General features: G+C 47.3%; 17 protein-coding genes and 6 tRNA genes. 7 read left to right on the forward strand and 16 right to left on the reverse strand.

Annotated elements, in window-relative coordinates; translation table 11 throughout:
- Positions 1–7: 7 nt before the first annotated feature.
- Together CXIVA_RS00395 and CXIVA_RS00400 are read right to left on the reverse strand one after the other, a co-directional pair.
- Entirely contained in the window at positions 8–1012 is a 1005-nt protein-coding gene (locus CXIVA_RS00395) for a phosphate acyltransferase (RefSeq protein ID WP_013976035.1), read from the reverse strand.
- A gap of 168 nt (positions 1013–1180) precedes the next feature.
- Entirely contained in the window at positions 1181–2707 is a 1527-nt protein-coding gene (locus CXIVA_RS00400) for a helix-turn-helix domain-containing protein (protein ID WP_013976036.1), read from the reverse strand.
- A gap of 130 nt (positions 2708–2837) precedes the next feature.
- Here CXIVA_RS00400 and CXIVA_RS00405 point away from each other — a divergent pair, with 130 nt between their 5' ends.
- Positions 2838–3866, forward strand: a complete 1029-nt coding sequence (locus tag CXIVA_RS00405) for a uroporphyrinogen decarboxylase family protein (RefSeq protein WP_013976037.1) — start codon at positions 2838–2840, stop codon at positions 3864–3866.
- 53 nt (positions 3867–3919) lie between these two features.
- On the opposite strand, the gene CXIVA_RS00410 is transcribed toward CXIVA_RS00405, so the two are convergent.
- The 8 genes from CXIVA_RS00410 to CXIVA_RS00445 all read right to left on the reverse strand — a co-directional run bounded on the left by CXIVA_RS00410 (position 3920) and on the right by CXIVA_RS00445 (position 12577).
- Complete coding sequence (locus tag CXIVA_RS00410; RefSeq protein WP_013976038.1) at positions 3920–4747, reverse strand: hypothetical protein; 828 nt, start codon at positions 4745–4747, stop codon at positions 3920–3922.
- A 77-nt stretch (positions 4748–4824) separates the two neighbouring features.
- Positions 4825–5115, reverse strand: a complete 291-nt coding sequence (locus tag CXIVA_RS00415; RefSeq protein WP_013976039.1) for a hypothetical protein — start codon at positions 5113–5115, stop codon at positions 4825–4827.
- Positions 5116–5349: 234 nt separating this feature from the next.
- Positions 5350–7065: an FAD-binding protein gene (locus CXIVA_RS00420; protein WP_013976040.1), complete on the reverse strand. Its 1716-nt coding sequence runs from the start codon at positions 7063–7065 to the stop codon at positions 5350–5352.
- 11 nt (positions 7066–7076) lie between these two features.
- Entirely contained in the window at positions 7077–7352 is a 276-nt protein-coding gene (locus CXIVA_RS00425) for a ferredoxin family protein (protein ID WP_013976041.1), read from the reverse strand.
- A 12-nt stretch (positions 7353–7364) separates the two neighbouring features.
- The gene (locus tag CXIVA_RS00430; RefSeq protein WP_013976042.1) at positions 7365–9110 is read right to left on the reverse strand and encodes a [FeFe] hydrogenase, group A; all 1746 of its coding nucleotides are present in this window, start codon (positions 9108–9110) and stop codon (positions 7365–7367) included.
- A gap of 252 nt (positions 9111–9362) precedes the next feature.
- Positions 9363–10169, reverse strand: coding sequence for an acyl-ACP thioesterase domain-containing protein (locus tag CXIVA_RS00435; RefSeq protein WP_013976043.1), 807 nt, complete (start codon positions 10167–10169; stop codon positions 9363–9365).
- Positions 10170–10188: 19 nt separating this feature from the next.
- On the reverse strand, positions 10189–11271 hold the full coding sequence (locus tag CXIVA_RS13185; protein ID WP_013976044.1) for a phosphopantetheine-binding protein: 1083 nt from the start codon (positions 11269–11271) through the stop codon (positions 10189–10191).
- Between the two features lie 10 nt (positions 11272–11281).
- Positions 11282–12577, reverse strand: coding sequence for a thiolase family protein (locus CXIVA_RS00445; protein WP_013976045.1), 1296 nt, complete (start codon positions 12575–12577; stop codon positions 11282–11284).
- 208 nt (positions 12578–12785) lie between these two features.
- Here CXIVA_RS00445 and CXIVA_RS00450 point away from each other — a divergent pair, with 208 nt between their 5' ends.
- The 6 genes from CXIVA_RS00450 (at position 12786) to CXIVA_RS13700 (ending at position 18640) form a co-directional block, all read left to right on the forward strand.
- A complete protein-coding gene (locus CXIVA_RS00450) occupies positions 12786–13688 on the forward strand; it encodes a LysR family transcriptional regulator (RefSeq protein ID WP_013976046.1) in 903 nt (300 codons plus the stop codon).
- A 136-nt stretch (positions 13689–13824) separates the two neighbouring features.
- Complete coding sequence (locus tag CXIVA_RS00455) at positions 13825–14931, forward strand: uroporphyrinogen decarboxylase family protein (RefSeq protein WP_013976047.1); 1107 nt, start codon at positions 13825–13827, stop codon at positions 14929–14931.
- A gap of 192 nt (positions 14932–15123) precedes the next feature.
- Positions 15124–16659 carry a helix-turn-helix domain-containing protein gene (locus CXIVA_RS00460; RefSeq protein WP_013976048.1) on the forward strand — a complete coding sequence of 512 codons (1536 nt, stop codon included), beginning with the start codon at positions 15124–15126 and terminating at the stop codon, positions 16657–16659.
- A gap of 52 nt (positions 16660–16711) precedes the next feature.
- A complete protein-coding gene (locus CXIVA_RS00465; protein ID WP_013976049.1) occupies positions 16712–17512 on the forward strand; it encodes a LysR substrate-binding domain-containing protein in 801 nt (266 codons plus the stop codon).
- Positions 17490–18194: a tyrosine-type recombinase/integrase gene (locus tag CXIVA_RS00470; RefSeq protein WP_041727507.1), complete on the forward strand. Its 705-nt coding sequence runs from the start codon at positions 17490–17492 to the stop codon at positions 18192–18194. Before CXIVA_RS00465 ends, CXIVA_RS00470 begins: the two co-directional genes overlap by 23 nt.
- A 305-nt stretch (positions 18195–18499) precedes the next feature.
- Positions 18500–18640: a tyrosine-type recombinase/integrase gene (locus tag CXIVA_RS13700; RefSeq protein WP_242822939.1), complete on the forward strand. Its 141-nt coding sequence runs from the start codon at positions 18500–18502 to the stop codon at positions 18638–18640.
- An 88-nt stretch (positions 18641–18728) separates the two neighbouring features.
- Here CXIVA_RS13700 and CXIVA_RS00480 read toward each other — a convergent pair.
- From CXIVA_RS00480 to CXIVA_RS00505, 6 genes are all read right to left on the reverse strand, one after another.
- Positions 18729–18801 (reverse strand) — tRNA-Lys (locus CXIVA_RS00480).
- Positions 18802–18813: 12 nt separating this feature from the next.
- Positions 18814–18885: transfer RNA gene (locus tag CXIVA_RS00485), tRNA-Gln, on the reverse strand.
- Between the two features lie 58 nt (positions 18886–18943).
- A tRNA-His gene (locus tag CXIVA_RS00490) sits at positions 18944–19017 on the reverse strand.
- A gap of 41 nt (positions 19018–19058) precedes the next feature.
- Positions 19059–19132, reverse strand: a tRNA-Arg gene (locus CXIVA_RS00495).
- 6 nt (positions 19133–19138) lie between these two features.
- A tRNA-Gly gene (locus CXIVA_RS00500) sits at positions 19139–19209 on the reverse strand.
- A 26-nt stretch (positions 19210–19235) separates the two neighbouring features.
- A tRNA-Pro gene (locus CXIVA_RS00505) sits at positions 19236–19310 on the reverse strand.
- Positions 19311–19380 lie beyond the last annotated feature (70 nt).

Here is a 19380-nt window from a genome sequence, read left to right on the forward strand (position 1 = left end):
TCCTTTCTTAATTCTTGCTGTTTGCTGCCTGTACACACAGGAACGCGATATTATCATATGCCAGTTCTTCATTCATACCGCGTGAGCAGTCAAGGATCGGAAGACGGAAGCCCTGGTAGAGCGGTCCGTAGGACTTGCAGTTTGCGGTAAACTGGATCAGCTTTCCGCCGATGTTGCAGCCCGCCGCATCCGGGAATACCAGGATATTTGCTTTGCCTGCCACTTCACTCGGACGTTTTACCTTCTTCTCACCGATCTCTTTGATCAGTGCAGCGTCAGTCTGGAACTCTCCGTCAATCTTCAGATCCGGACGAAGCTCCTGTGCAAGAGCTACTGCGTCACGTACCTTTTTGACCGGTGCACTCATACCGCCGGACCCGTCTGTTGAATAGGACAGGAACGCACATCTTGGCTCAATGCCTGTTACGGCTTTGAATGTCTCGCAGGAAGCGATCGCGATACCTGCATGCTGCTCTACGGTCGGCTCAATATTGATCGCACCGTCTGTGCAGCCGATCAGCTTATTTTTCTCGCCATGGAAATCATCAAGCTCCAGGATCTGAAGGCCGGATGCGCTTGCAACGCCCGGGATCATGCCGATGATACTGTTTGCAGCAAGAACAAATTCATATGTCGTTGTGTCGATACCAGCCATTGTGCAGTCTACTTCACCAACTGCCTCCATCAGGCAGGCATAGTAAACCGGATTGCCCGCACGCTTTTCAACGAACTTTCTGCCCATGACTTTATTCGGAGATTCCGCATAACGATCAAGCAGCTCATTCTTATAAGCTTCGTCATTGATATCAATGATCTTTACAGCAGCAATATCAGCTCCTACTTCTGCTGCTTTTGCCTGAATCTCTGCCGGATCACCGATCAGCACAACATTTGCCAGCCCATCTTTCTGTGCTTTTGCTGCTGCTTTTAAAATGACCGGATTGGTGCTCTCCGGAAGTGCGATCGTCTGAAGATTTGCTTTTGCCTGTTCGTAAATCGTATCAATAAACATATCTCTCTCCTTTGCTCCTAACTGTTTGCATATTTACTGTTGTAAGCGCCTTGTATAAAAGGGGCTATTATCTTTCTTTTATATTTTAGCATTGACAAAGTTTCGGTTGTTTAGATAAAAAACAACAAATTGCATGGTGATTTTATACATCTATGAACAAACACGGGATTACAGCAACGTAAACGTGATGCCCAGATGTAAAAGCTCCCGTTTATCCTTCAGATCTGTATGTCCAATCTCGCAGATCCTCTTGATCCGGTAGATCACGGTTGCCCGGTGAACAAATAATTGATTTGCGGTCTGTACCACATTCATATTGTTTTCCAGATAGGTTTCTAAAGTACGGATATATTCAGTACCGTTTTCATCATCATATTGCTTTAACCTGAGGAAAATCGGAGATACCAGCTCTTGGGCTGAATAATCTTCTGTCATCTTGTTTAAAAGATATCCAAATGTCACGTCCGAAAACGCATGGATCCAATGCGTCGGTTTTTCCTTCATTCCGATGGATAATGCCAACTGTGCCTGCCTGTAATAGTCATGGATCTTATACAAACCATTGAACATATTGCTGGTTCCGGCGAGAAAATCATTTTCTCTTACGTAGACTGTAAAATCTGCGTCCCGGTTATTCTCTTCATTTCCGGCCTCCTTATGAATGACACAGATGATCGCCGTATCATAAACAAATGCTGCTGCATCCCGGAACAGCCGCATCAATTCCCTGCACTGATAATCCAAAGAAGAAAAATATACATCCTGTGCACTGGGCTGCACATACAATACCTGGTAGCAATCTTCCAGATCCCAGACTATCTTTTCGGCTTCCCTCCGAAGTGCCAGCCGGTTCACTGTCCCGCTGCGGATGATTTCCCCCAGCTGCGTTATCAATCGCTCATGATTCTGCACAAGCACAACATCCGTCTGCGCGATCCCGTGTTCCAGAAACTCTGCGCAGTATTCCAGCAAAAGCTCATCCGTATGGCAAAACGGCCGGACACACTCTGTAATGATCAGACGATAGACAAACTGTTCTCCGACAAATATGTTTTTACAAAGACATCTGTGCGGCAGGATATCTTCTTCATAATAGAAGCATTCCTTCTTATACTGTATTTTCTGATACTGTTCATTGAACTTCATCTCACTTACCAGCGATCCAGGAATATCCCTCTTGTTTTCTCTGACAAACTCTGCCGGATAATTCCCGTATTTGATATTGATCTGGTCCTCTGCCGCAATCTTAAAATTTGCGTCCAATATGGACAGTCCGTTTTCAAAAGCAAAAGAAGAAATCTCCAGAAACCGTTCCAAATCTGCCATTGTCATCTGCTTTCCGGTCAGCATAAGCATTTCCCGTTCCCATTGATGGAATCTGTCAAATAATTCAACGAGCTGATTCCATACGCTGTAAAGATCGGTAGTGTCATCCAACAAAATCCAGTCCGTCCGGTCACGGACCGAACGCGGAAGTGTTTCCCCTACCACGATCAGTGACAACTGTTTTTTTTCAGAGAGTTTATCCGGAAGTCTTCCGTCGCCGCATATATACAATGTGGCATACTCCGGATTGTCATCTCCGGAATAAAACAGTGCCTTTTCCAGGTGCAAATCCTCATTGCATATCCTGCAATCCCCTATTTTAAAGCATTTCTCCAGATGTTTTTTTACAATTTCAAGTGATATTTTCATCTGATTCTCCATTTCTACAAAGTGTAAAAACAGCATCTGCCTTTTTCATTCTCAATGTACAATATACTGTTTTTCTATCGCGCGATACAATTTTCATAACAGCAAACGACTATGAAAAAGGAGGAATGACATGCCATTAACCCCTAAAGAAAACTATTTAAACTTCTTAAACCACAAAGAAATCGAATGGACACCGGTCGAAATCGTGGATTGCTCATATATCGGTTTCGGTTCTGTTCCTGGACCGACCTTTGAAAAAGGCCCGATCGGCGGCGGTCTTGACGGCTTTGGTGTCAACTGGGTTTGTCCGCCAACCGGTAACGGCGCATCTGTTCCGGATCCGTCACAGCACATCATGGACATCGACAACTTCACAGAATGGCGCGACATCGTTAAAATCCCTGATGTCAATGCAATGAACTGGGATCAGATCGCAGCCAGAGAATTCCAGTTCTGTCAGGGATATGATCCGGATATCAATGCCCTGCAATACGGATGCGGAACCGGTGTTTTCGAACGTCTGGCGGCTCTGATGGGCTTTGGCGATGCCTTGATCGCCCTGATCGAAGAGCCGGAAGAGGTCAAAGAACTGTTTGAAAAGATTACGGATTACAAGATTGCAACCGCAAAGAAAGTCAAGGATTATATCAATCCGGATGTGTTTGTCAACTACGATGATATCTGCACACAGCTTGCACCGTTCATTTCTCATGAACAGTACGAAGAATTGATCAAGCCCTATCACAAGCGTCTTTACGATGCCTGCTGGGAACTTGAAATGATCCCGTTGCAGCACACCTGCGGAAAAGCAGAAAGTTTTGTAGAAGATATGATCGAGATCGGTGCAGCCGGATGGACTTCCGTACAGCCTACGAACGACATCGAAGGTCTGCTGCAAAAATATGGTGACCGGTTCTGCATCATCGGCGGTTGGGATTCCGCAGGCGCGGTTTCCCTTCCGGATGCGTCATTCGAATCCCGTGTAGAAGAGATCCACCGCTGCTTCGATACCTACGGAAAATACGATGCATTCGCGATATTCTGCTTTGTACTGGTCAATACAACCAATCCTGCAGAAGTCGGTGCCACACTTGGTCCGCTGCTTGGAGAGTGCGCAAAATATTCCCATATACTGGGCCGAAGCCACCGCATTAAATAGAAACAATCCTTTAAAAAACTCCCGCACCTTCCGGCACGGGAGTTTTTTCATTCTTACTCTTTATAAAAGTCTTTCGTCAGATCTGTTTCTTTCCCGTACTTTTCATATAATCCCGGCAGGATCTGTGCCAGATTCGTATATTCGAGCAGGCTGTGATATGCATTGGCTTTCATCACCTCCATCGGGAATCCGCCCGGCGGGATGGCTGCCGCATATGCTTTGCCGTTTTCGTCAATGCTGTATCCCTGCCAGTAATGTGAACGGTATTCAATCCCACCCGGGATCTTTCTGATACAGTGCGAGAATGTAATCAGGCGCATCCCCGTCTTCGGATCGGATACATATGCATTGATCAGGGCATCTACATTCCTGACCAGTTCCGGATCGTAGCCGTAGGCTTCCGGCGAAAGAAATGACAGATACATTTCCTGCGGACCGTTTCCAACATCTTCTGTCACGACATCTGTCGTTCCCCATCCTCTCTCTTCCAGAGAAAGCGATATGTCCAGACGATGTGCAAGGCTGTCTTCATGCACATGGATCCCGTAATGCTCTGTCGGGCACCAAATCCGGTATCTGAGATCACGGATTCCATGCCATGCGAACCACCAGACGATCATTTCCGGTGTGACACCCGGCATTTCGACTTTGGTTGCTACGGCACCGGATCCATCCGGCATTTTTGCATAACCGTTTTCCACTTCCAGATACCCCGGTTTCAAAATGTCATTTCTGTCATAGATCGATGTGATCTTTTCAGGATCCACAGGACTCAGATCCATCTCCGCCAACAGCTTCGGATCGACCTCCGGAAGCGGTTTCAGCAAAAGATCGCTGTAATCGAGCTTTCTTTCTTCTTCTGTCATAGTTAAATTGCTCATACGATTTCCTTTCTCTGTCACAAAGTGGACCAGCTGATTCGTACAACTGATCCGCTTTCATATCGCTTACTGATTGTTTACTGTGCTGCAATATAGGAGATTGCAAAGATGATCAGCGCAAATCCTGACATGTTTCTCGGTTTTGTTTTAATGACCAGACGTCCGAATACGAAGCCGCCCACCAGACCAATCAAACCGGCCGGTGTCGCTGCGGAAAGCAGAACAGTCGCGTCCCATCCGTGTGCTGCTGCAAAGGCGTTCGGAATCAGATTCATGCCGTCTGTCATGATTGCTGCATAAAAGAAATACAGGATCATCGTATAGAAGATCATGCTCCAGCCCCAGGAACCAAACCTGTTGTCAGTCAAACTTGTTGATAGTCTTCTGTTTTTTCTATAATGTTTTCTCCCTGAAAAAGCATAAACAATGTTTTCTTGTCTTTTATGATACTCTTCTTCCCATACCTCCGGTTCCGTCTTATCTCTATAAATCATACTGCTGATTTCATACTTTGTGTAGAAAACACATCAGCAATATCAAAAGCACTGCCGCATGTCCTGCAGCAGTGCTTTCTTTTGTAGGAGGTTCTAAGGTAAAGGGGGCTATTCTGGCATTGCGATTTCTTCCCAGCCTTCCGGTTTGAACGGATAGCGTTCGATCGGAATACGCTCTGTGAAGATAGACGGTTTTCCATCCTCACCTTTCTCAAGGATGACCCACTTGAGCCAGTTCTTGTCATCGCGCTCCGGATAATCCAGACGACTGAAGCATCCGCGGCTTTCTTTTCTGGTCTTGAATACCATGAACATCATCTCAAGCATATCGATCATGGTACGCAGTTCGATTGCTTTTGCAAGATAATGGCCGTTTACCTTCGGCAGGTGAATCATATCCTTGTACTGATCACGGATCTCATTCAGCTCTGCGATCAGCTCTGTCATGGTCTCTTCTGTCTTATTGAAGCTGTATTCCGGCTTCTTGATCAGACGGGAGATATGACGGATCACATGATCCGGGCGGAACTCGCCTTTGTATTCTGCCGCTTCGAAGATTCTCTTGCGGAAGAATTCTACCTGCTCCTCATCGATCTCGCCAAGCTCGGAATCGTCAATATATTTCGCCATTGCTTTTGCAGTCATCAGACCGGTCTTTGATGCAACGCCAAGTCCGTCGCCGTGTACCCAGCTGCCGTGCGCGGAACCGGCTGTGGTCATCTGACCCAGGCCCCACAGATGTGGAACGCTTGTCTTGCCCTCTACATCGATGCGCAGGGAGCGGATGCTGACACGATAGGATACGGAAACCTCCGGCTTCGGATTGCTCAGGTCGATATCCTGATGATTCCGGATAAACTCATCCAGTTCCAGTCTCTGCTTCATTTCGATTCCATGGAAGAAGCCGTCTGCGCCCTCATTGGTCTTTTGCATCTGTGTGAAGTCTGCAACCAGCGGGCCATTGCCCATTTCAAGCTCTTTTGCCATACCGCGGATCAGGTTAACATCCAGCTCTTCCAGAGAATGTGAATTGTATTTCTTAAAGATGTTTTCGCCCTTGCTGTTGCATACAACCCAGTGAACACCATACAGGAAGTTACCGGTATTTCTGTAAACCAGATCCCACTCGGTCAGATGCTCTACGTTTCTTAACTGTGCACCTGCCTCATAAGCTGCCATATAACCGGTTGCCGGTGCATAGAACAAATCTCTGCAGGATGGATTGAACTCGTTGGTTGCAAGAACCACTTCTTTTGCGCGTACAACAACAAATTCCGTTGTATCCAGGTTGAAGCCAACTGCGCCGACTACCTTGCCGTCATTAGTCAGCAGGTCTGTAAAGTAGGTACGCTCTAAGATCTGCGCGCCGCCTGCCATAACCTGTTTGCAGAACGGTGTCATGAAATCAATGTCGATCTGAACCGCAGAGATCTTCTTGCCTTCAAACTCATGGTGATGATGCAGGCTTCCGTCCGGCTCATGAGAGAATTGACCGCCCATGCGCTCGAGCTCCTGAATATAGGTGTACTGCTCTTTCTGATACTCCACCAGATAATCCTGATCATTCAGATATGTACCATAAGGATTCAGTTCTACTTGTTCTTTCATCATTTCATAGATATCATCCCCTGCTTCCGGAGACAGCATGCACATACCATGGCCGGCTTTTGTTGTCTGACCAGTGTATCCGAAATAACCTTTTTCCATGATCGTGATCTTAACATCCGGCTTCAGCATGTGGAGTTTCTGTGCCATAACTGCTCCGCCAAGTCCGCCGCCAACGACCAGAACATCCGTTATATATGTTTTTCTATTGTTTTCCATATCGTTACCCCCTAATCGTTTAATCCAAGCGGATCATACAGCTGATCATAGAATGAAAGCTCTGCCTCTTCTACCTTGATCGCACCTGCCGGACAGAAGTACATACACTGATAGCAGGATACGCACTCTTCCGGATAAGCTGCTGTAGAAAGCTTTTCTACCGGATCCCATTCGTACACATCGTAGCAGCATGTTCTGATACATTTCATGCATCCCATGCACAGGTCCGGATCAACAGTTACCTTATTTAAACGACGAGGATCGTCCTGTAAATCGCTGATTCTCATAATTGCTCCCTCCTATTTCGCCTGGCTTTTATAGCTGGTGTGCAGTGTTGCATGAGCTTTTTCGCTGCCCGGTTTGCCCAGATAACTGTCATAAAGCTCAATGATTTCCGGATTCTCATGGGATTTGCGAAGCATATCGCTCTTGTCGAGACGATACAATGTCATCGCGCGCTCTGCTCTGAGATCCTTTACCATTCTTACACAAGCCTTCTGCTGAGGCTGACCGCCGCCGTTGACACAACCGCCCGGACATGCCATAAACTCTACAAAGTCATATTCCACTTCACCTGCGCGCATCTTTTCAAGCAGTGCTTTTGCGTTCTTAAGGCCGCTTACGATTGCTACGCGAAGTGTCAGGTCGCCGACTTTATAAGTTGCTTCCTTGATGTCTTTTGTTCCACGGACCTCTGTAAACTCGATCTCGCCCTGTGCTTCTCCGTTCAACCAGTCGTTTGCTGTACGTAAAGCTGCTTCCATAACGCCACCGGTCGCGCCGAAGAGCGTGCCTGCGCCGGTGCCGATGCCAAGCGGTGCATCAAATGCTTCATCCTCAAGACCCGGGAAGGAGATGCCGCTGCGTTCGATCATACGTGCGAGCTCACGGCTTGTCAGTGAAAAGTCAACATCCGGAACGCCTGCTGCATTCTGATCTTCTCTTCCCAACTCACGCTTTTTCGCTGTACATGGCATCGTGCTGACGACAACGATCTTATCTGCCGGGATTCCTTCTTTTTCGGAAAGGAAGGTCTTTACCATTGCTCCGAACATCTGCTGCGGAGATTTACAGGAGGATACATGCGCAAGCATATCATCATAATAGGTCTCGATGTAGTTGATCCATCCGGGACAGCAGGAAGTAAACATCGGGAGTGTTCCGCCTGTCTGGATCCGCTCTATCAGCTCGTTTGCTTCTTCCATGATGGTTAAATCCGCTGAGAAAACGGTATCAAATACCCGGTCAAATCCAATCTTTCTCATTGCTGCTGCAAGCTTTCCTTTTGTGCCGGAGCCGATCGGATAACCAAACGCTTCGGAGATACTTGCACGCACGGAAGGTGCTGCCTGGATCACAACATATTTATCCGGATCCTTTATCATTTCTAATACAGCATCCACATCATCTCTCTCATGCAGTGCGCCGACGGGACAGACTGTGATACACTGTCCACAGCCAACACAACCGCTTTCGATGAGTGTTGCTCCCTTTGACGGTACGACCTTTGCTGTCAGGCCTTCACCTTCCATCTTGATCGCGCCGATTCCCTGCAGGTTTTCGCATGCTGCTACGCAGCGGCCGCAGCGGATACATTTGTTGTCATCTCTCACGATGATGCCGTCTGTCTTCACCGGTACCGGGTCAAATGCTTCCTTTGCCGGGTTCTTGGTCATGCGCAGTTTGTGCTGTACATCCTGCAGCTCGCAGTTTCCGGTACGGCTGCAGTGTCTGCAGTCTCTGTCATGATGATCCAGGATATCCTTCAGAGCCTTTCTCTGCTCAAATCTGACAGCCTCGGAATCCGTGATGACTTGCATATCCGGCTCGATCAGGGTCGTTGCCGCATTGACAATTCCTTTTCCCTGAACTTCTACGATACAAAGTCCGCTGTCATCCTTTTCCTGCACACCCTTTAAATACTGCAGGGACAAGATTTCCGTATCGAACTGCGTTCTCGCATATTTGTCTTCGTAAGCCGCTTCCAGAATCGTAGCTCCATCCCTTGCAGGTACAGGGTTTCCATTGATCATAATCTGCAACATGTTTACCTCCTCCTATGATTCCTTTACCTGTCCATCTCTGTAAAAATCATGATGTTTTCTTTCTTGACCATATCTTATCAAAAAGGGTTTCCTCATATATCGTGCATTTAAAAAGGAATTACACGGCACCTTTTCAACACTGATGTAGAAAGATAATCAAACGAAAAACACGCCATGCGGATCTTTCTCTCGCATAACGTGTTTTTCTTGGGGTTACATGATAAGGTAAACAGTTGTTTCTTTAATTGTCATTTACGCAGACCGGTCGCCCGGCAATCTGAGATGTGCGCCGCCATCGGCTTCACATGTTGCCAGCACCCGGAATGATTGCCCGTTGGCGCTGACACCTTTTACATACAGACAGTCCTGATCCAGTACATAATACATTCCGACCGTCTGTCCTTCCGTCATCTCCTGTGTGTATTCCACCCAGACAGTTTTCAATGCATGCTCCCTGAGCCAATACTCTTCCGGAAGCGCTTCTGTCCAGTCCAGATAATGGGAATTGTTCATATGGCCGTTGTAGTCAATCTCATGTGCTTCAACGGTACGGCCTGCAAGACACTTGTATTCCTCCGGAAAGGGAAGATTCATTTTGGGAGGTTTTGGCTCTCCCGGGATCACAACAGGTGTCAGGTCGATCATTCCTTCCGGATCTCCAGCGGCCGTCCTGGTCTTCTGGTCCATCAAAAGAAACAGGGAAGATGTCGTAACAAGCGGTTCTCCGTCATAGGTGTAGAACGCATATTTTCTTACATGCATCACTGCCTTTTTCTTAGAAGGCCAGATCCGCAGCCTTAAGACTTCGTCTTTTTGGGGCAGACGTTCCACCTGCATCTGGGTCCAGGCAATGATCCAGCTCAGTCCTGCCTGATTCAATTGCGCAATCGTCAAACCTGAGCAGGCATCGAAATACTCCTCTGTGATGATCTGCATCTGTCTTGCCAGTTCTGCCGGATGCATATAGCCTGCACGGTCAACTTCTTTTTCCGTAACCGTTATGATCTTTTCATATACGCCTTTCGGGCATTCTGGTGTAAATTCCGGGAACTGTCCCATTTCTCTCCACTCTTTCTGTTTACAGTCGTTCTCTTACTACTCTGACAAAATCAGCGATCGTCATCAGGTTGCTTGCCTCTTGGATCTCGATCGTGACATCCAGTTCATCTTCGATCTCAGAGATCATGACGATCATCTTCATCGATTCATTGGACAGATCTTCTCTGATATCTGTAGCCAGTGTGATTTCGGATGCATCCACGCCATAGCTGTCAGCTGCGCACTGGATGACTTTCTTTGCGATATCATCCAGCTCTTCCGTGCCTGCGTCGGCTGTTGCAGCAGCTGTGCCGCCAGATACCGAGCCTGACGCTGTATCTGCGGAAATGGTTTCCTCGCCAAGGCGCTCTTTCACTACATTGACAAAATCAGCGATCGTCATCAGATTGCTTGCTTCCTGAATCTCGATCGTGACATTCGTCTCATCTTCAATGGTAGAGATCATTACAATCATCTTCATCGATTCATTGGACAGATCTTCTCTGATATCTGTAGCCAGTGTGATTTCGGATGCATCCACGCCATAAGCATCCGCCGCTGCATCGATGACAATCTGTGCCGTCGCGTCATTTGACAGATCGATTGCTTTGGCTGCCGGTGCTGCCGCTTCCTCCTTTGCTTTTGCCGGTGCTGCTTCCTTAATCTCCGGAATCTTCTTAAACTCGCTCTCGTCTTCGAGCTCCCATACCAGTACTTTTGTGTCTTCATCCTGAATGATCAGCGGTTTTACAACAACTTCATTTTCACGGACAAACCGGTCAAATTCATCATATTTATCATAATCTACGTGCAGCAGGCTGGTGCTTACAGGATCTGCCCCCGGCACTTTTACTTCAATCGAGAAATAATCACCGTGTACCGTTCTGAATTCCGGATCACCAAAGGCGCCTCTTGTCGGCAGTACCTGACCGATCACACCGCGCATATTGGTGAGGTCAACCCACTCTGTATCCAGACATCCGCAGGAATTGCAGCAGAGGTAAGGCGGGAATTCGATGTGTCCGCAGCTGGTACATTTCCGTCCAAGGACAGTTCCTTCCTCCAGTGCGTCATAAAAGGTTTTTGTGATAGGCTCTAAATCATATTTTGTCATCGTCTTCATTCCTCCTCTCCTATTTCTTCTCCAGCATGATGTTTAACAGGTTCTGTGCACCGCCAAAGCCGCGCAGCATCGCATGCTTCACTTCGTGTTTTACCTGTGTTGCGGAATCGCCACGCATCTGATGAACGGCTTCATACAAGTCATGCAGACCTGATGCGCCAGCCGCATGGCCGTAATGACAGCGGCCGCCGTTGGAGTTGACCGGACGGTCTCCGTCAAACGCGATGCGGTTCTCTTTTACATACTGCCAGCCTTCGCCCTCCGGCAGGTATTCACAGATCTCTGCCGAAAGCAGTTCGGACTGGTTATAGAAATCATTGGTCAGGAACAGATCCATGTCCTTTCCGGTCAGACCGGTCAGCGCTTTCATCTGCTCGTATGCATTCTTTGTCGCGGTCATTTCCAGACGCGGATTGGAGTTTTCCAGACAGGAATGACCTACGCCCAGCACCTCGATCGGATGCTCTGTATATTTGTATGCCATCTCGGTCGGGCAGACGATCACTGCTGCCGCGCCGTCACAACGCTGTTCAAAGTGCGCGCCGCGCATGTATTTGCCGATCAGCGGATTGAATTTGGAATGCAGATATTCATATTCGGAATCCATGCCTGCTTCCTCTGCCAGCTCTGCATAGGTCTTGTTTGTGATCGTGCTGAGCGGATTCTGAACCGCTGCACGACGGCAGTTGATGGAAAGCTGTGTCATAAACGCATCCACATCCTTTGCGCTGATATTGTTTTCATTTACATAATGATCCAGCCAGGACTCTGAGTTAAACGGAAGCGCTCCTCTGGTAAATAAGGTATAATCTCTCGGAAGTGTGGAGCAAAGCACCTCATGGAACATTGCATCCGTACCAAAGCGGCGCTTGATCAGATTTTTGGTTGGATAAGCGATGGAATACGGCATTTCAATACAGCCGCTAAGCACCATATCATACTGGCCGGACGCAACTGCCATGACTGCTGTCTCAAGCGCTACATATCCTGTCGCACATGCTTCGCTGTGATGGTAGGATCCTTTTCCTTTCATACCGATCCAGTTCGCAACATGCATATTCGGTGTTGCAAAGTTACTGGTCCATCCCGGGCCTGCCTGGCCATGAATATAGAACTCAACGTCCTTGCCTGTGATGCCTGCGTCTTTCATCGCGTCACGCGCTGCATAGGCAAACAGCTCTGCCTCGTTCATTCCATCAACAGACGGATCATCGAGTACACGGACAAACGGTGTCGCGCCCACGCCGATGATTGATACGCTTCTGCTGTAAGGTTTTAATTTGGGTATATTATCGTTAAAACTCATTGTGCTCCTCCTTCGTATCGTATCCTTTTTTCGTTTTCGTTATCATTATAAAACACGCCGTTTTTTCATATTTGGTATGATTCCCTTGAAATTCCGAACTTCATTTCTACACGGATATAGAAAATAGCATTCCCGCCATGATGATACTATGATATTAACCTACTGCCCTGATAATAATAATGAAATGACCGCTTGAAAGGGAATCGTTATGAGACACATCGATCTCTTGAATATCAACCTGAATCAGATTCGGATCTTTCTAACGGTAGTGGAGTTTGGCGGATTCACAGCCGCAGCCAAAAAGCTGAATATGACACAGCCAATGATCAGTAAGACGATCGCACACCTTGAACAGGAGCTCGGCTTGTGTCTGATCCTACGCGGAAGCAGAAAGTTCCAGGTGACGCCTGCAGGAATGAACCTGTACGAAGAATGGAAAGATCTGATCCGGAGTTTCGAAGACTCTGTTCTCAATGCGCATTCTATACAGGAAGGAAAGAAAGAAACCTTAAAGATCGGCACCGGTGAATTAGACCCAAAAGACAGTCCTGTCATTAAGAAGATCAGAATCATGAAAAACCTTTTGTCCGGCACGGATGTATTTGGAGAATGCATGGAATTATCTGCGCTGGTATCATACCTTGCACAGGACAAACTGGATCTGATCGTGATATCAAAGCATATGCTCCCCCTGATGGAAGGACTGGATATCGGCTGGAAAACCATCATTCCAAGCAGGCTCTGCATTTATGTGCATCAGAGCAATCCTCTGTATGACCGGGAATATCTAGATTTTTCCGATTTACGTATGGAGCGGTTTATCGTTTTTTCTCCGGAAAAAGATAACAGCTATATTGAACTTCTTACAAAACTGTCCAGAGAAGCCGGGTTTACGCCGTTGATCTCCTGCTATGTGCAGCACGAAAAATCATTTACCCTGAACCTGGAGCTGGAAAACGGAATCGTTTTGGCTGACAGTTATACCGACCTGGAATCACCAACAGTCAAAAAATTCCCGCTGGATATCCGGAATGATATCATCGCGGTCTGGAAAAAAGAGCATTTCAGAGATTCCATCGAAATATTTCTCAATCTGTTTCAAACAGAATAGTATCCTCCACCATCCATATCTTTTTGGAATGAATGTATCCTGAACATTCATTTTTCAACGGTTTTCTCAACTGCTACACTGATTGCAAGAACAATGAAACGTGTATCTGACAAAGCAGATTAAGGGAGGAAACTATATGACATCTTACGAAAAAGTTGAAAAAGCTATGCAATGCGTACCTTTAAATGATCCCTCTGAGATTCCGATTTTTCCGCATATTCTGACATGGGCCGGAACAGTGGCAGATGTACCGCAGTCAAAGATCATTTCCGATTGTGATGCCTGGATCGGCGCAATGGAAAAAACCTTTGATGTAATCGGGAATCCCGATCTCTCCATGCCGCAGCATCCGAAAACCATTATTTTCTCAATGAGTATGCCGGTGCGCCGACCGGGTTTTGAGCTTCCGGAGGGAGAACTTTATCAGTTTGTAGAACAGCCTCAGTTTGAAGCCGATGAATATGAGAAAATGCTTCAGATCGGTTGGGAAAACTGGTATGCCATGTATATGATGCGGATACAGAATCCGCCGATGACAGATCCGCAGCAGTATGCTGACTTTTGGGCAGAAACCAATATTGCCGGCGGAAAGATCGCACAGTTTCTTGCGCAAAGAGGTATCGCGCCGATTTTCAACATCGCAGATTTTCCAATCTTCGATCTGTTATCCATGATCCGGTCCATGGAACCGTTTATTTTTGATCTCTATGATGATCCCGGTCCAATCATGGATGTTTTGAACCAGGCACAGCCAATCGAGGACGCACGCAACATTCAGATCCTCAAATCATTCGGCGGAACAAGGATCGGCCGCTACGCGATGCGTTCCTCCGCTACATTTATTTCACCGGATATGTTTGACGAATTTGTATGGCCGGTATTGAAAAAATCAATCCAGACATTCTGGGATGCAGGAATCCGCTGTGTACTCCACTGCGACGCAGAATGGCTGCCGATTCTGGATCGCTTCCTGGAATTGCCCAAGACAAGCGTCAGCTTCGAATTTGACGGCGTAACCGATATTGTTAAGGCATATGACATCATCGGCGGATGGCATTCACTCAGAGGTGATGTTCCGGCCACAATGTTTGCTTACGGAACACCGGATGATGTGAGGGAATATTGCGCCGGACTGATCGATAAGATCGGGACAAAGGGCGGCTTTATCCTGGGTTCCGGATGTGAAGTCCCGCTAAACGCAAAAACAGAATGTGTAAAAGCCATGATGGAGGCTACATCATAATCCCTTTTTTCCATTGGAGTAGATCTCATGATCTGCTCCATTTTTTTTGTTTTTTAAAGATGTCTGATATAATGATATTCAGGTGAGTCAAGGGGACGGTTCTTTTGACTCACTTCAGAAAAACAAATCATATGTAAACACAAAATGAGTCAAAAGAACCGTCCCTCTGACTCATGAAGAAGGAGCTTTGCCATGTACGTTGGTTTAAAAAACATTTGCGCTTTGCTAAAAGAATTACCGACTCATCTGACCGATTCTGACGGAATTCATTGTCTGACAGGCTGGAATCATCTGCAGAATGCGCCTACGCCATATGCATCCTATCTGCTTTATGTATGTAAAAGTGATATCGATCTTTCGACTATTAATTTTACCGAGCACATGCATGTCCTTTGCATCATTTCACCCGGATCGGATCATGAAGAAATCGCGGGGCGTTTCCCTGATGAGGTCAGTCTTCTGCTCGTCGAAGCGGAAGATCCTGTCACGATCTATACCAGTCTGCAGGAATACTTCAACCGCCAGTGCGGTGTCGGCATGTTCGGGCAGACACTTTTGGAATTCCTTGCGTTTGAAGACGGACTGCCGTCTTCCATCGACTATGCCTATCATGTATTCCGCAATCCCGTGTTTGTCTTTGACACCAACTATAATCTGATCGCTGCGACATGGGACGCGATTGAAGAGCTTGGCCTGAAGGATCAGGTCCTGATCGACAAGCGCTTTTCCGCAGATGATTTTAAAATGGCAAACAGGGATCACAACATCCACAGCAAGGTGTTAAAAAGCGAGATCCCGATCATTGCATATAATGACGCACTTGGCTACGAGCAGATGTACTGCGCCATCAACACACGCAAAAACCTCGGTCATATCGTCATCTCCGCGATCAATAAACCGTTCGAACCTATTGACACGGAATTAATGCTGCTCCTCAAAAAATATGTTGATCAGCAGATGAAAAAAGACTCCTTTATCCGAAGTGCTAAAGGGTTTAATTATGAGTATTTTTTGCGGGATCTGCTGGATGAAAAGATTGGAACGGGAAACGGCAATTCTTCCCATATGAAATTTACGGAGGTCACATTTAGCGGCAATATGTACTGTATGGTCGTCGAAACCGCCCGCAGTACAGAAACCGTCAATATAAACCACATCCGGAATCTTTTAGAAAGCCGCTTTCCTTACTCAAAAACACTGATCTACAATGACCAGATCGTGATCATCATCAGCTTTCAGGAAAACCATCTGCTTCCGGGCGAATATCTGGAAACCGGCCGGAAAATCTGTTCCGAAAACGGACTCTATGCCGGTATCAGCAATTGTTTCCAGGATATCATGGAATTACGGGGATACTATGCACAGGCACTTCGTGCCATTGAATATGGCACAGAAGAAACAAACACCCCAAACCTCTATCTCTACTGGGATCATTATCTGCAGCATGTGATCCGTCTGTTTACACAAAAAGAGTCCGCCGGCACATTCTGCAATCCCAAGATGAAGTTTTTGCTTGATTATGACAAAACACACAACTCCGAGCTGGCCTATACACTTTATATGTATCTGATCCATGAGCGCAATCTGGCTGCAGCTGCCGAAGCCATGGATATGCACCGGACTTCTCTTGTATATCGGTTTAAGAAGATCAATTCCCTGATCGGGGAGGATTTTGACGATTACAAAGAACGGCTGTATCTGATTCTTTCGTACGAAATGAACCGATGAGTCAAAGGGACGGTTCTTTTGACTCACTTTTGACTCGAGGAGAAGTAATACCATGAACACCAGACAGATTGAATACTTTCTTGCTGTGGCGGAGGAACTGAGTTTCACGAAGGCCGCAGAGAAAATGTATGTATCGCAGACTGCTGTCACGCAGCAGATCCGTTCCCTAGAGGAGCAGATGGGGGTACAGCTGTTTTCCCGGACAAAGAAAAAGGTCGAGCTGGCGCCTGCCGGAGCGTTTTTTATGATTGAAGGGCGCCAGATCCTCGAGCATATCGACAATGCCTTTATCCATGCCCACGATGTCTCCGAAGGAATGAACGGTGCTCTGGAGATTGGCTTTGCCAACTATGCAAGTAACATTCTGGCAAACAGCCTACAGGAGTTTCACAACCGGTATCCCAATATCAAACTCCATTTCAAATCTTACAGTCCTTCCGTTTTGCTGGATCGTCTGCGGCTTGGCGAACTGGATCTGATCTTTTCCCCGATTTTTGATCCGGCTATCTATGAAGGATGCTTTATACGGGAAGTATCCCGCGTCTCTTTGATCGCAGTGCTTCCCAGCTCCCATCCACTGGCCGGCAAGTACTGTCTGACCAAAAAGGATCTGTTTGACCAAAGTCTGATCCTTGCCTGTACGCCGGACAGTAAGATTGGCGAGGACCGCAAGATCATCGACAGCTTCTTAAAGGCCGGATATCATCCCGAGATCGTCGACAGGATCGAGGATATCGAAACGATTCTTTTAATGGTTGCTGTACAGATGGGCATCTCCATCCTGCCTTCCTACATTACGCTTCCGGTCAGCAATGATCGACGCGGGCGATGTGACCGTCAACGATCTGGCTGAAATGTGGTATCACGACGAGATCGAATACACAGCGCTTACGACCAACGGACGGAATGATTATAAAAATGTCATCCGCCACATCAGAGAGCATCCGCTCGGGAGCATGAAGCTTCGGAATGTAACCTGTGAACATCTGCAGGCTTACATCGACGAAAAATATTTCGGCGAGTTTGATGAGAACGGGAAGCAGTTAAAGCATGCCTATTCCGACAGCCATATGAAAAAACAGTTCCGTGTTCTCTCGGGGATGTTCAAATATGCCGTTGTCCCGAAACATCTTTTGCGGGATAACCTCATGCAGTATGTCAGGAAGAGAAAGAAGCCAAAACCGGTCCGGCTCTTCGGTGAGGAGGAGGACGGAAAGGTACACACGATCTCAAACGAAGATTACAAAAAGATCATCAGCCATCTCACAGACAATGAGCAGAACGCATGCTTCGCTCTCCCGGTGCAGATCGCCTATCACACAGACCTTCGGGCCGGAGAAGTCTGCGGGCTTGCCTGGGAGGATATCGATCTGGAAGGCAGGAGCCTCACGGTACGGCGTTCTCTCTACTATGACACGGAGAACAAGTGCTGGGAGTTAAAAGTCCCGAAAAACGGAAAATCCCGCGTTGTAGCGTTTGGGGATACACTGGCAGGGATCTTAAGAGCGGCGAAGAAAAAAACAGCTCGAAGATAAGATGGCAGATGGTCCTTTGTACCAGAAGCATTATTATCAGATCAACGAGATCAGGGGACGGCAGCACTGCCAGATCTTTACAGAGATCGACCCAGAGATCAAAGTCTTGAGCAGCCGCTGCACGAAGGGAAAGTTTATTGAAGACGCCGGGAAGGAACAGCCCTTACAGCCTTTGCATCTTGTCTTAAGCAAACCCGGCGGCGAGATGCTCACGACACAGAGCTTAAAATGGCTGAACAAGCTGATCCAAAAAGAACTGCCGGAGATCAAAGATTTTCACTTCCACTGCCTACGCCACCACACTGATCGCAAACGGAGCAAATTTCAAGGATGTACAGGCGCTCATGGGCCACTCAGACATCAGCATCACCTTGAATATTTATTCACATGTAACCCCCGAAACACAGCGAAAAGCAGTCGATATTTCCGAGCGAGCGATCAGCTAGATTTATAGGTTTTGTGGGAAGATGTGGGAAAGACCCCATTTCAGACAAAATGAAAAGCCAGCAAACCCGCATGTTTACTGGCTTTCAGTGAGGCATCGGGGATTCGAACCCCGGACAACTTGATTAAAAGTCAAGTGCTCTGCCAACTGAGCTAATACCCCATATCATTGAAACTGGGCCAGCGGGATTCGAACCCACGAGTGTAGCAGTCAAAGTGCTATGCCTTACCGCTTGGCGATGGCCCACTGGTCTGTTGCGTTCTTGCTTGTAAAATGCGGGCGACCGATGATCGCCCGCGTGCAGGGTGGATACAGGGATTCGAACCCTGGGCCTCCAGAGCCACAATCTGGCGCGCTAACCAACTGCGCTATACCCACCATAAAAACTATGTATCCTGCCGAAGCAGTTTTTATAAATACGTGTCCGGAGGGATTCGAACCCCCGACCCACGGCTTAGAAGGCCGTTGCTCTATCCAGCTGAGCTACGGACACATAGAAAGCGGGTGATGGGAATCGAACCCACGTATCCAGCTTGGAAGGCTGGTGTTCTACCATTGAACTACACCCGCATAAATCTTTGAACCAGTTTTCAGGATCGGGGTGACAGGATTCGAACCTGCGGCCTCCTGGTCCCAAACCAGGCGCTCTAGCCAAGCTGAGCCACACCCCGGTACTGGTTTCCCGTGTCTTGTTCTCCGTGACACAATGGATATTATATGGGAATCACTTCAGAATGTCAA

The sequence above is a fragment of the Clostridium sp. SY8519 genome (genome assembly GCF_000270305.1).
In the GTDB taxonomy this organism is placed as follows: domain Bacteria; phylum Bacillota; class Clostridia; order Lachnospirales; family Lachnospiraceae; genus SY8519.

Excerpts from the sequence above, each read along its gene's own strand:
- CXIVA_RS00395 (WP_013976035.1), bottom strand. The coding sequence starts at position 1,012 with ATGTTTATTGATACGATTTACGAACAGGCAAAAGCAAATCTTCAGACG.
- CXIVA_RS00400 (WP_013976036.1), bottom strand. The coding sequence starts at position 2,707 with ATGAAAATATCACTTGAAATTGTAAAAAAACATCTGGAGAAATGCTTT.
- CXIVA_RS00405 (WP_013976037.1), top strand. The coding sequence starts at position 2,838 with ATGCCATTAACCCCTAAAGAAAACTATTTAAACTTCTTAAACCACAAA.
- CXIVA_RS00410 (WP_013976038.1), bottom strand. The coding sequence starts at position 4,747 with ATGAGCAATTTAACTATGACAGAAGAAGAAAGAAAGCTCGATTACAGC.
- CXIVA_RS00420 (WP_013976040.1), bottom strand. The coding sequence starts at position 7,065 with ATGGAAAACAATAGAAAAACATATATAACGGATGTTCTGGTCGTTGGC.
- CXIVA_RS00425 (WP_013976041.1), bottom strand. The coding sequence starts at position 7,352 with ATGAGAATCAGCGATTTACAGGACGATCCTCGTCGTTTAAATAAGGTA.
- CXIVA_RS00430 (WP_013976042.1), bottom strand. The coding sequence starts at position 9,110 with ATGTTGCAGATTATGATCAATGGAAACCCTGTACCTGCAAGGGATGGA.
- CXIVA_RS00435 (WP_013976043.1), bottom strand. The coding sequence starts at position 10,169 with ATGGGACAGTTCCCGGAATTTACACCAGAATGCCCGAAAGGCGTATAT.
- CXIVA_RS13185 (WP_013976044.1), bottom strand. The coding sequence starts at position 11,271 with ATGAAGACGATGACAAAATATGATTTAGAGCCTATCACAAAAACCTTT.
- CXIVA_RS00445 (WP_013976045.1), bottom strand. The coding sequence starts at position 12,577 with ATGAGTTTTAACGATAATATACCCAAATTAAAACCTTACAGCAGAAGC.
- CXIVA_RS00450 (WP_013976046.1), top strand. The coding sequence starts at position 12,786 with ATGAGACACATCGATCTCTTGAATATCAACCTGAATCAGATTCGGATC.
- CXIVA_RS00455 (WP_013976047.1), top strand. The coding sequence starts at position 13,825 with ATGACATCTTACGAAAAAGTTGAAAAAGCTATGCAATGCGTACCTTTA.
- CXIVA_RS00460 (WP_013976048.1), top strand. The coding sequence starts at position 15,124 with ATGTACGTTGGTTTAAAAAACATTTGCGCTTTGCTAAAAGAATTACCG.
- CXIVA_RS00465 (WP_013976049.1), top strand. The coding sequence starts at position 16,712 with ATGAACACCAGACAGATTGAATACTTTCTTGCTGTGGCGGAGGAACTG.